The sequence below is a fragment of the Candidatus Goldiibacteriota bacterium genome (assembly GCA_016937715.1).
GTDB lineage: Bacteria > Oederibacteriota > PGYV01 > PGYV01 > PGYV01 > PGYV01.
Window position 1 is genome coordinate 1 of sequence record JAFGWA010000083.1, and the last position, 12,220, is coordinate 12,220.

Genomic DNA, 12,220 nt, shown 5'->3' on the forward strand with positions numbered 1-12,220 from the left:
ACCTCCGTATTTCTATGCTACCACGCCTTGGAATAGGACATTTCTATTTTGCATATTTAGGACATTATCACTTTGCGGTTACAGTGGCGGCGCTTATCTTTCATTATTATATGACGCACTAAAAAGCATAATTGTTGCGCTAAAAGGCGATATTCTGCAGGTGTGTGCTTTCCCGGTTTGACACAAAAGCCGTACATGTGTTATTATGATGAAAATTTTGTTTTTCAAGGAGGAGTATCAATGTTAAACAGAAAACCAATAAGCCACCTGTCCGGCGGTGCTTATTATAAAAGAAAAAGGCTTGGTTTTATCTTCTGGGCGGTGCTTGCTTTCGCGGTCCTTGCCGGCGCTTTTCATTTTTTTGGCAAGAACCTTCAGTACGCCCTTAACGTAAAAAGCGGCGCCGCGCAGTTAAAAAAGGGAAAACTGGCCGCAGCCACTTCAAAGTTCAACAAAGCGGTAAATATAAAACGCGACGGCGCGCTTGCCATAGACGGGCTTGGCACGGTCGCTTTAAAACAGGGTGATTTTGAGAAAGCGGAAAAACTTTACACGGAAGCCATTGCCGCGGGATTAAAGGCAAATAAAACTATCAACCACTCCGAAATAGGAAATCAGTTCCTTGACGGAGGGCTTTACAAATACGCTCAGACAGAATTCAAACACGCTGTTGCTTTAAACCAGTTTGACGCTGATGCTGTTTTCGGCCTTGGTTCATGCGCGCATGCCGCCACTAACCTTGACGAAGCAATTAAATATTATAATAAAGCGCTTCAGTATAATCCAAAACTTTCAAAAGCCAGAAAGAACCTTTCGCTTGCGGAAGACGACAGAAACAAAGGCGCGATATATTATATGTACGACAGAAACGGAGAACCTTTGGCAAGGTATAACCTTATTCCCGGACAGGGCAAAAAAACATACATACTTGACCAGAGAGCCGCGCATGTTACCGGTTTTGACAGCGAAAGAAGAAAAACAAAAGAAGGCATTGAAAAACATCTTGCCGAATACATTCCGGGAAACAGAATTTACCTTACAATAGATTCCAAGATTCAGAACACAATAAGCAGGGCGCTTGGATGGTATAAAGGCGCGGTCGTGGTGCTTAACCCTAAAACAGGCGAAATTCTTGGCTTATACAGCCAGCCTACCTTTAAACCCAACACAATAGACCAGGACTGGTGGGACGTTGTTGGCAACCGCAACAAACCCCTTTTAAACAGGGCTACCGATAAACTTTACGAACCCGGTTCAATAGCTAAAATGATAACCATTGCCAGCGCATATGAATACGCCATTGATCCGGAAAAAATATTTCCCGTTAAATGCCCTGGCCACACTTATTACGACAATAAAATTTTCTGGTGCTGGACCAAACACGGAAGAGTAAAATCGCTTGAACAGACTGTTGACACTTCCTGCAACATAGGCGCCGCGGAACTTGCTTTTGCAATCGGTTCTCCGCGCCTTACGGAATACAACACAAAATTCGGATTTGGCCAGCAGCTTGACCTTGGCTTTATGGATGTCACACGCAATTTAAAGATTTCTATCCCCGTAAAAACAAGTTCCGCGCCTATGAATGACCGTACAAAGTTTGACCTTGCGATGCACGCTTGCGGACTTTCTTACGAAGGCCACAACTACACAATCACCCCCCTGCATGCCGCGCTTCTTGCAGCCACAATCGCAAACGACGGAATAATGATGGACCCTTACATGATTAAAGAAATACGAAACATAAACGGCAAAATCATTTATCAGGCGGCGCCGCGGGTTATAAAAAAACCTGTTACTCCGGAAACCGCGGATAAAATAACCAAACTTATGATTGATTCAGTTGAAAACGGTATAGGCCGCAAAGCAAAGGTCAACGGCATTTCAATTGCAGGCAAGACCGGTACATCCGGAAAAAGCGGCGCGTTAAACGCGTGGTTTATCTCTTTCGCGCCCTCCGAAAACCCGGAATATGCCATAGCAATATGCGGCGATTCAGAGGGCAAGGGAATGTCCGTGGCAGCCCCGGTTGCCGGCGACATCTATAAGGATTTATTTAAATAACAGTTTATATAATAAAAAAGGCCCCGGCGGCGACAAACCGTCCGGGGCTTTTTTATTGTTTGTTTTTTCCTTTGTCCAGAATTGTGGCAGATAAATTAACACCTTTAAATCCGGATAATTCAGCAAGCTTTACTTCTTTTATAAAGACATAATGCGCGGAAATCATATGATAAATAAACCCTTCCACCCCGTCAAGAAAACCAAGTTTTAAAAAATAGTGTTTTAGAAAATATGCCGCGGGTTTTATTAAAATTGTGTAACCTGTAGCCCTTCTGCCCGCACAGGCGTTCTTCCGCGCTTCCAGTCCGGTGTACCTGTTAACAGTATCTATGTGCGCCTTTATGCCGGGTTTTGTAAAATGCAGAAGCGCGTTTTTAAGGTGTCCTGTTGTGCCGTTTACCTTAAGGCCTTCATGAATAACCGCCCCTTCAAAACAGCCTGAATTTTTTTTAAACAGCCTTAACTGCCTGTCAGGATACAACCCTCCAAAACGCAGAAATTTTCCTGTGTAATAAAAGTTTTTTCTTGGGATATAATAACCGTCACACGGGCTTTTTGAACTGCTAATGTCAATTATCTCTTCCGCCAGTTTCTCTTCTATAACCTCATCCGCATCCAGAGACAGCACCCATTTGCCTGTGGCTTTTGATATGGCGTAATTTTTCTGCGCCGCAAAACCTTTAAAACTGCTGATATAAACTTTTGCCCCGCGTTTTCGGGATATCTGTACGGTATTATCGGTGCTGCCGCCATCCACCACAATTATTTCCCCTGCCCAGGCAGCGGATTCAAGGCACCGCGATATAATCCGCCCTTCATTCTGCGCGATTATTACAACAGAGACATTACCCGCGGTTTTATTCATTTATCACGCCCTGTATCAGTGATGCCGTCTTATCAACCTGTGCTTTTACTGTAAAATTCTCTTTTACATTTTTGGCCGCCGCCCTGCCGGTTTTTGTAAGCTGTTTTTTATTTTTCATTACATCAAGCAGTTTTGCAGCCAGAGCTTTTGCGGATACTTCATTTACAAGGTATCCGTTAACCCCGTCTTTTATTATTTCAGGCGTACCGCCTGTATTAAACGCCGCCACCGGCACCCCCATTGAAGACGCTTCAAGGGTTACCATTCCAAACGGTTCCGCGGGCGAGGCAAGCACAAAAACATCAAAAGCCGGAATAAAAATTTTTCTGTCGCCGTATCCCGCAAAAATAAAATTATTTTTAAGGGCTTTACTGCCCGCTTTTTCCCTTAAATACTTTTCAAATTCCTCGTCACCCTGCACCCCTTTGCCGGCAATTAAAAACTTTATCTTTTTATTTTTTTTCACGGCAATTTCCGCCGCGTCTATTAACAGTTCTATCCCCTTATTGCGCCTGAAAAAACCAACCGTTCCTGCTATAAACTCATTTGTAATGCCGTATTTCGCCCTTATTTTCTTCCTTTGTGTTTTGGAATACATAAGCGGATTCATTCCGTTATGAATTACAGCCATCTTTTCATTTTTTACGCCGGCATTTTGCATTGACCGCATTACAGCGCCTGAAACACATATTATCTTTTTTACAAATAACGACAAAAAAAGCGCGTTAAGCCCAAAATAAGAAAGCGGCCTTTTATCAACTATTATATGTTTGTGCCATATCATTTTTAACCCGGCAAAAAAAGCGGGCATAGCCGTTAATTTAAGGCTTAAAAAACCGTTGGCATATAAAAGCACCGCGCCGGTTTTTTTAAAATAATCATAAACCGTTGCCGCGAATTTAAAGTAAGCAAAGATATATCTGTACCGGGGTTTTTCCGGAGCTTTTATAATGGTGTATTTTATTTTATTGGCTTTCAAAAGGGTTTCAAAAGGGCCTTCTTTCATAAGCAGGACTTCCACGTCATAAGTCTTTCTTAAACCCTTCAGCAGGTTAAGCAGTACAATCTGTCCGCCGCCAATAAAAGAAAAGTATTCAGCAAAAACTATTTTTTTCTTACCACTCATCCGCGCCCGCCTTTTCTGTTCTGGTAACATCATCCACTCCCGCAAAATGCGGAAAGATATAATCCGCGGTAATGCCAAGCCTGTGGTTTGCCGCGCCCGGAACTATATTATCAGGTTTAAACGCGTAATCAATTTTTATAAAAAATATCTCCGAAGGTTTAAGTTTAACGCCCGCGCCGGCAGTGATACTTTGCCCGTCAAATCCAAGCCTTACCGCGGCAAAATCATTCCATGTAAGCTCTCCGCCCGCGGCCGCTTTTATATAATCATAGGAGGAATAAAGAAAATCCGCGGAACCGGAAAGTTTAAGCCCTTTTACGCCAAACGGTTCAGCGGCGGATGCATTTAACCCGGCGGACGCGGTTAAAGGGATGGTTTCCACCATTGTGGAATTATTCCATGTTATAAAAGTACTGATATTTGAAATATTTATACCCGCCCTTAACCATTCATTAATTTTCAGTATGGCTCCAAAATCAAAGCCCGTCCCGGAACCCCTTGTCTTCCCTATAGTTTCCAGATAATATCTGAAATTTCCACCTACAAACAGGTTGCCGGCAAGAGTGGTGGCGGCCGAAAAAATAAATATATTTACAGAATCGGAAATTAAAAAATCAGGTTCGTATGAATCGGTGGACCTTGCCTCTATGTCGCCGCCCGCGCTGTAATTAAACCAGGAAAACCCCACAGAATATATATTTTTATGTATATCAAAAGGTTTGCCTATTGAAATGTAATTGACCGCCCTGTTAAAAGACATAATATAAGTCTCCGCGGACAGCTGAAGGTCGGGCAGAAGCACCAGCCCCGCCGGATTATATACCGCGGAAGCCGTATCATCAGCCGCAGCAGTATACGCGCCGCCCATGCCTGTTGCCCTTACGCCGGCTCCAAGTTTGTTATAAGCCCCCGCCTGTCCGCCTTCCGCCTGTAATACAGCGGATGCAAAAATAATAAACAGCGATGCGGATAATACCGTCTTGCAAATGTCCCTTAACAAATTTATGCTCCTGTAGTGTCAGTGTAAAACTGTTATTTTATTTTTGCCTCTCAAAGCGCCGCTGCTGATTGTGTAAAAATAAGTTCCATTGCCGGCTTTACGTCCGCTTGTGGTTTTACCGTCCCATTTCACATAATTGTAACCTGTGTACGCGGAAGAAATATCAACTGTCTTTTTCCATACAATATCGCCTGCCGCGTCATAAATTGTGATAACAGTTTCAGCCGGTGCAGATAAGACATATGTAATTGTTGTATTTCTTTCACGGTCGGGGGAAAACGGATTCGGCCAGTTATAGGTGCGCATTTCAACAGCCCTGTCAGGATTTTCTGTAAGAGCCTTGTAGGCGTTAATCCTGCCCCAGCCTGTCTTAATATCATAACCCGGGTCTCCTATATCATCCGCGGACATCTGCATTATTTTTCTTACCCGTTCTTCTTTAATTCCATAGTTTAAAAGTATAACCTGCGCGGCAAGCGCGGATACAAACGGGGCGGAAAAAGAAGTACCGTCCACGGATTCATAACCCGAATTTTTTGATGTTGTTGTAATACCAACACCCGGTGCTGTTAAATCAACTTTACCGTAAGTGGAAAAAGCCGCACGGTTGTCATTTTCATCAGACGCCCCGACGCTTATTACCTGTGAATAAGCGGCAGGATAAACTTTTTCATTTATCCCGGAATTTCCCGAAGACGCCACAAGCACGCACCCTTTTTGGGCGGCATATGCCACCGCGTTCTGCAGGGTAATTCCTCCGTAGCTGCCGCCAAAACTCATATTTATTACATTAGCCCCATGATCGGCCGCCCACACGCAGGCGTAATAAATATCAGCATCATGTCCAAACCCTTCTTCATCAAGCGCCTTTACAGGCATTACTTTTATCAGCGAGGTGCCATTGCTGTAAGCGGCTCCTGCTATCCCCGATGCGCTGTTGACATTTGCAATAACAACACCTGATACAAGTGTTCCATGCCCTTCAATTGCGTCATCATCCACATTAGTACTTCCATCAATAGCGTTTATTCCGTTAACTGTAGTGCCGCTGATATCAGAATGTTCCCTTCTTAATCCCGTATCTATAACCGCAACAACTATAAGTCGGTTTAAATCCGGAGGAATAAGCGATTCCGCGAAAACTTTATCTTCCTGAATTTTATTGTAACCCCACTGGCTGCGATTTTGATAATACGTATCATCAGGCCCGCCAGGAACAAGAGTATACCCTGCTTTTCTTCTATAATTCGGCTCCGCGTATTCAACAAAAGGAAGCGAGGAGAAATAGGAAATTTTTTCAGTGATATTGATGCCGTCCGGCACTTCAACACAGCGGATATCTAAAGCGGCAAAGTGAGGCCTTATGTCCCTGCAGCCGCCCTCTTCAATAACGGAAACAATAAGGCTTTCGCGCGAAGCTTTTTTCCAGCCGCGTTCTTTGGCGTAATTTTCCATTACAGACGGGTCAAATGTTTTTTTAAAACCTATAATTATGCTCTCTGATGCCTTTACAGGAAAGGCAAACGATATAAATAGTATCAATAACGCGGCGGTTTTTCTCAATTATCCACCCGCTTTTATTATATTGTCTATTATCACAGAGGCAAGTTCCTGCTTTGTACCGCCGCCTGTAAAAACTTTTTTCCCTTTGCCGGTAAATATTGTTATGGCGTTGTCATCAGATTCAAACCCGCGGCCTTCTTTTGATATGTCATTAAAGACTATCATGTTTAATTTTTTCCTTTTCATCTTTTCCACGGCCCTTTTTTCCCCGCCTTCGCTTTCCGCGGAAAATCCCGCTATAAATTTTTTGCCTTTATTGGCCGCGGCCCAGGCTATTATGTCTTCGGTGGGTGTAAGTTTTATTTCAAGGCCTTCCCCCCTTTTCATCTTGCCTTTGTGCCTTGGGACAGTATAATCACCCACGGCAGCCGCACCTATAACTATGTCCGCTTTTTTTATATTGTCTTTAACCGCTTTTAACATATCAGACGCGGATACAGTTTCAATAATTACATCCGCTCCCGGCATATATGATGTTTTACCGGTAATAAAGATAACTTTAGCGCCGCGCGTTTTTGCTTCCTGCGCAAGGTAATATCCGGTCTTGCCGGATGAAGGGTTGGATATAAAACGGACGTCATCAATGAATTCCCTTGTGGGGCCGGACGTAATAAGTACTGTTTTACCGGTTAAGGATTTTTTTTTTAACACTTCCGTGACAGAAGACACAATTTTACCCGTATCTTCAATATGGCCGTCGCCTTTGTCGCCGCAGGCAAGTTTTCCTTTTTTTGGCCCTATGAAAATATAACCAAGTTTTTCAAGCTTCTGTACGTTTTCTTTTACAATTTTATTGTTCCACATGGCAGTATTCATCGCAGGAGCGATAAATACCCTTTTACCGGACGCCGCCATTACCACCGTTGTTAAAAGGTCATCGGCAATCCCGGACGCTATTTTGCCTATTACATCGGCGCTTGCCGGCGCGATTACCACCGCCGCGCAGTTCTGCGCAAGCCCGATGTGCGTGACAGGCGATGAATGATTTTTAGACTCAAAAAACAGGTCATCGTACACGGGATTTCCGGACAGAGTGCGCAGCGTAAGCGGGGTGATAAATTCCTTTGCCCCCTGCGTCAGCACGCAGTTTACGTTAAATCCGGAATCCTGAAACCTTCTGACCATGTCTGCCGCCCTGTAAGCGGCAATGCTTCCTGTCACGCCAAGAAGTATCGTATCCATTTTTTATTTATCTTTTTCCACGTTGATTATATCAAGGTCAAAATCGGCAAATTTAAGCTTGCCTTCCCTGAATTCTTTTATCGCGGTAACCGGGGGTTTTACTTTTCTGTCTTTTTCATCAATCTCACCGGGATTCTCCCTTATTTCTTTTGCCCTGTTTGAAATCACAATAACCGCCGCGTACTTGTTCGGCATCTTTTCCGTTAGATCCTCGCTTGAAAAATCTATCTTCTTCATTTACTGCCTCCTTTTTCCTGTATTTCAAGGTTGACTATGTAGTCAAGGTATTTAACCGCGTTGTCCACGCTGTCATTTATTATTATGTAATCGTACTTTTTTCTTTCAAGCATTTCTTTTTTTCCAAGCTCTATCCTTTTTTTCAAATCCTCTTCAGACTCTGTTTTTCTGTTCTTCAGCCTGTTTTCAAGTTCCGTCAGAGAAGGCGGAATGATAAAAATGGTCACGCATTTATCCTTAAGTTTTTTCTTAAGGTTTTTCGCGCCCTGTATGTCCACGTCCATTATTACATTTTTACCCTCTTGCGTGCTTTTTATTAAGGGTTTCTTGGGAGTGCCGTAAAAATTATCAAGCACCCTGGCATATTCAAGAAACTCGCCTTTTCTTATAAGTTTTTTAAATTCATCCCGCGTGTAAAAATAATAATGCTCGCCGTTTTTTTCGCCCGCCCGCGGCTGCCTTGTCGTGGCGGAAACAGAAACCGTAAAATCACCGCGATTCTTTAAAAACCCGCTTGTAACCGTAGTCTTGCCGGCGCCCGACGGCGCCGATATTACAAATATGAGGCCTTTTGTCATTTTTTATCCGGTTCCTTTTCTTTTGGTTTTTCTTTTGCCGCTTCCTTTAACTGCTTCTTTTCCTGTTTTACATTTTCAAGCCTTCCGCCAAGAGTTTCCGGCTGTATGGCGCAGATTATGTAATGCCCGCTGTCGGTAATAACTACGGACTTTACTTTTTTGCCGTGCGTAGCGTCAATTAACCTGCCCGCGTTTCCCGCCGTTTCTATCATGCGCCTGACCGGGGTGGAATTGACGGCAATTATAGAAATTACCCTTGATGCCACCACCGCGTTATCAAAACCTAAATTCAAGAGCTCCATTATTGCCGCACCTTCTTAAAGTTGCAGGCTGCTATTCCAGATTCTGCGCCTGTTCTCTTATCTTTTCCGTGGTTTCCTTTATGGATATAACGCTGTGAGAAACCGCCGGGTTTGACACTTTTGAAGCTATGGTGTTTACTTCCCTGTAAAGTTCCTGCGCCAGAAAGTCTATCTTTCTTCCCGCCACTTCACCGGAACTTATGAACACTTCCAGCTGCTTTATATGCGAACTTATCCTTACAAGTTCTTCGGTTATATTGTGCTTATCCAGCGCTTCCACCACATCCAGGCTTAAAAAACTTTTTGCCTCTTTGCCTTCAAGTATCTTGGAAAGGCGCTCGCGGGTTTTCTGTATGTATTCTTCCTTGAAAGTTTCAAAGTGTGTTTTTATCTTTTTAGCTTCGGCATCTATAAAAGACGCCCTTTTGCCTATATCAGCAAGAAGCCGGGTTCCTTCTTTCTTTTTCATCTTCATAAAATCTTCAAAAGCGTCTTCAATTGCGGGTTTTACTTTCTCCCATGTATATGAAGCGCCGCCAACGGTTTCTGTCTTTACAATCCCTTCAACCCTTTCAATGATAAGTGACGCGGGGACTTCCTGTTTAATGCCCGCCGTCTTATAAAGTTTCTTTAAAGCAGCGTAAGCGGATTTAAAAAGTTTTTCGTCTGTTTCCACTTTTTTTGCAGCATTGTTTTTTTCTATGTTCACATAAAGGTCTATTCTTCCCCTGTTTATCTTTTCATTCAGAAATTTATATATATACGGCTCTGCCGCGAAAAACTCGGAAGGCAGATGCAGCACCACTTCTTTATACTTTGAATTAAGCCCTCTTAAATTTATGGAATATCCCTGCGCGCGGAATGTTCCCCATCCTGTCATGCTGTAAGACATATGTTATCCTCTCGTTTGGGCTTTTGGGCCCATAATTTTATTTGGTAAGTACCACTCCAAAAGTAATAATTGAAACCACAAGCGCTGTCAGCCCTATATACGGCCAGCTGGCTATCATGTTAAGAACATTGTCATCGGTACCATAGGCGGACTTTAACCCGTTTATCTCTTTTTTCAGCCTTGCAATTTCCCTTTCATTATTTTCAATCTCTTTTCTTAAAACCCCCATAATGTCATCCCAGCTCTGCATTTTTCCGGTCCTTGCGTCCATCTGCTGTTTGACGTCGGAAAACTCTTTCATGTATACATCGGCTTTTTCTTTATACTTAATAAACCTTTCATCAAGCAGGGCAATGCTTTCTTTTACGCCCGCAAGGGAAGCCACAGCCGACCTTGTTTCTATGCTTTTTTCATCAGCAATAGCCAGCTGATTTTTTACCCGTTCAAGTTCTGTCTTTAACGCGGCCATTTCCTGTTTCATTGACTGCGCCGCTGTTATGGCGTCCTCGGCCGCTTTTAAAGCGGAATCAGACCTGTTCTTGGCTGCGTCAAGTTTTTCCTGAAATACGGTGTTATCCGGCTGCGCCGAAGGCGTAACCGCGCCTTCCGCGTAAAGCGCGGACGACATGATAACAAATATAAACGCTAAAAATAAATTATTTAGCTTCATTTTTATCCGCCAGCCTGTCATATACAAAATCAAAAATTGATACAGCTGTAAAACCAAAGCCAAAAACAAGAAAAATAAAAGTGAACACGCTGGACATAACGCCGTCCCACTTGGCGCCGGTGGAAATAAATACCACAATTGACAGGACAATTAAAAACGCCCAGAACATCGCGTTTATTACAAGGTAGTCCTTCATTGTGTACTTTGTATCATCCGATGCCGCCGCCTGCCTGTTTTCTTTGTTTTTATTCTTTGCCATTTTGCACCCCTTAAATTAATTTCTTCCTATACCCGTATATTCAAAGCCCTGCTTTTTTACGGTTTTAGGGTCATATATGTTTCTTGCGTCAACAATCACCGGTTTTTTCATCGCCGATTTTATTCTCTTAAGGTCAAGTTCCCTGAATTCGTTCCATTCGGTTAAGACCACAAGGCATTCCGCTTTTTCAGCGGCTTCGTAAGCATCTTTCACAAAAGTCACATTCTTTAGGATTTTTTTTGCGTTAGGCATTGCCACCGGGTCAAACGCTTTTATCCTGCAGCCCTTTTCCGAAAGGGATTTTATTACATCCAGCGCCACCGCTTCCCTTATGTCATCCGTGTTGGGCTTAAAAGCAATTCCAAGAATTCCAATTGCCCTGCCTTCCACTGTGCCAAGCATCTTTTTAATTTTATTTAAAACTAGTTTTTTCTGCATTTTGTTTACTTCCATGACCGCGTTTAAAATTAACGGCTCGTAATCCTCGCTGCGTGCTATGTTAATAAGCGCTGCCACGTCTTTAGGGAAACACGACCCGCCAAAGCCCGCGCCCGCGTTTAAAAACTGCCCGCCTATTCTTTTATCATATCCCATTACTTCGGCCACTGTGGAAACATCGGCGCCTACGCGCTCGCATATATTGGCTATTTCATTTATAAATGAAATTTTTGTGGCAAGGAAAGAGTTAGACGCGTACTTTATCATCTCCGCGCTTCTTAAATCTGTTACCACTATCTTGCATTTTAAAGGGGCAAAAATACCGGCCACTTTTTCAGCCGCGTCTTTTTTCTTGGCGCCGATAACCACCCTGTCCGGATTCATAAAATCGTGAATGGCGCTGCCTTCCCTTAAAAATTCCGGACACGACACAACGTCATACCTGCTTTTGCCTTTGTAATTATCCTCAATTATACTTTCAACAAGGTCTCCCATTCCGATTGGAACCGTGCTTTTATCAACAATAATCTTATCGCCGTCCATGTGTTTTCCGATGCTTTTTGCCACTTCTTTGACAAACGTAAGGTCTGCTTCGCCGTTATGTTTTGGCGGGGTGCCCACCGCGATAAATATAACTTCCGCGCCTTTCATCCCTTCTTTTATGGAAGTGGTAAATTTAAGCCTTTTCATGTTCCTTTTTACAAGCTCTTCAAGCCCCGGTTCGTATATGGGAAGAATATTTTTCTTAAGGTTTTCAACCTTTTTCTCATCCACATCCACGCAGGTGACATCATTTCCAAGGTCGGCAATGCAGGTGCCTGTGACAAGCCCTACATAACCTGTTCCTACCACGCAAATTTTCATCAAAACCTCCAATAAATAGTAAAGGACATACGTATAACCTGACCTTATTTTATACCATAAAATAAGGGTTTTTACAAGATTGGAAACCGCGATTGTCAAGGCAAAGTAATTATGTCCGCTTTTTGGCAAAGTGAAAATGTCCGCTTTTTTATAACCTTGCCTCCGTTTCTGCTACATAAC

Annotated in this window: 13 protein-coding genes; 1 reads left to right on the forward strand and 12 read right to left on the reverse strand. The window is 43.2% G+C overall.

Features of this window, described 5'->3' with window-relative positions; all coding sequences use genetic code 11:
* Nucleotides 1-240: 240 nt before the first annotated feature.
* Nucleotides 241-2,064 (forward strand): tetratricopeptide repeat protein, encoded by a 1,824-nt coding sequence (locus tag JXR81_08575; GenBank protein ID MBN2754899.1) that lies wholly within the window; start codon nt 241-243, stop codon nt 2,062-2,064.
* Nucleotides 2,065-2,116: 52 nt separating this feature from the next.
* On the opposite strand, the gene JXR81_08580 is transcribed toward JXR81_08575, so the two are convergent.
* The 12 genes from JXR81_08580 to JXR81_08635 are packed head-to-tail and all read right to left on the reverse strand — an operon-like array spanning nt 2,117 to nt 12,043.
* Nucleotides 2,117-2,929, reverse strand: a complete 813-nt coding sequence (locus JXR81_08580) for a glycosyltransferase family 2 protein (protein MBN2754900.1) — start codon at nt 2,927-2,929, stop codon at nt 2,117-2,119.
* Nucleotides 2,922-4,055 carry a glycosyltransferase family 4 protein gene (locus tag JXR81_08585; GenBank protein MBN2754901.1) on the reverse strand — a complete coding sequence of 378 codons (1,134 nt, stop codon included), beginning with the start codon at nt 4,053-4,055 and terminating at the stop codon, nt 2,922-2,924. Before JXR81_08585 ends, JXR81_08580 begins: the two co-directional genes overlap by 8 nt.
* On the reverse strand, nt 4,045-5,055 hold the full coding sequence (locus tag JXR81_08590) for a hypothetical protein (protein ID MBN2754902.1): 1,011 nt from the start codon (nt 5,053-5,055) through the stop codon (nt 4,045-4,047). The genes JXR81_08585 and JXR81_08590 overlap by 11 nt, the downstream gene beginning before the upstream one ends.
* Nucleotides 5,056-5,073: 18 nt before the next feature.
* Nucleotides 5,074-6,597 (reverse strand): S8 family serine peptidase, encoded by a 1,524-nt coding sequence (locus tag JXR81_08595; GenBank protein MBN2754903.1) that lies wholly within the window; start codon nt 6,595-6,597, stop codon nt 5,074-5,076.
* Between the two features lie 21 nt (nt 6,598-6,618).
* Nucleotides 6,619-7,800, reverse strand: coding sequence for a bifunctional phosphopantothenoylcysteine decarboxylase/phosphopantothenate--cysteine ligase CoaBC (coaBC, locus tag JXR81_08600; GenBank protein ID MBN2754904.1), 1,182 nt, complete (start codon nt 7,798-7,800; stop codon nt 6,619-6,621).
* Nucleotides 7,801-7,803: 3 nt separating this feature from the next.
* On the reverse strand, nt 7,804-8,037 hold the full coding sequence (gene rpoZ, locus JXR81_08605) for a DNA-directed RNA polymerase subunit omega (GenBank protein MBN2754905.1): 234 nt from the start codon (nt 8,035-8,037) through the stop codon (nt 7,804-7,806).
* Entirely contained in the window at nt 8,034-8,615 is a 582-nt protein-coding gene (gene gmk, locus JXR81_08610) for a guanylate kinase (GenBank protein ID MBN2754906.1), read from the reverse strand. The genes rpoZ and gmk overlap by 4 nt, the downstream gene beginning before the upstream one ends.
* Nucleotides 8,612-8,917 (reverse strand): DUF370 domain-containing protein, encoded by a 306-nt coding sequence (locus tag JXR81_08615; GenBank protein MBN2754907.1) that lies wholly within the window; start codon nt 8,915-8,917, stop codon nt 8,612-8,614. The genes gmk and JXR81_08615 overlap by 4 nt, the downstream gene beginning before the upstream one ends.
* Nucleotides 8,918-8,948: 31 nt before the next feature.
* A complete protein-coding gene (locus JXR81_08620; GenBank protein ID MBN2754908.1) occupies nt 8,949-9,809 on the reverse strand; it encodes a YicC family protein in 861 nt (286 codons plus the stop codon).
* Nucleotides 9,810-9,846: 37 nt separating this feature from the next.
* A complete protein-coding gene (locus JXR81_08625; protein MBN2754909.1) occupies nt 9,847-10,479 on the reverse strand; it encodes a hypothetical protein in 633 nt (210 codons plus the stop codon).
* Nucleotides 10,466-10,738 (reverse strand): hypothetical protein, encoded by a 273-nt coding sequence (locus JXR81_08630; GenBank protein MBN2754910.1) that lies wholly within the window; start codon nt 10,736-10,738, stop codon nt 10,466-10,468. Before JXR81_08630 ends, JXR81_08625 begins: the two co-directional genes overlap by 14 nt.
* 15 nt (nt 10,739-10,753) lie before the next feature.
* Entirely contained in the window at nt 10,754-12,043 is a 1,290-nt protein-coding gene (locus JXR81_08635; GenBank protein MBN2754911.1) for a UDP-glucose/GDP-mannose dehydrogenase family protein, read from the reverse strand.
* Between the last annotated feature and the right edge of the window lie 177 nt (nt 12,044-12,220).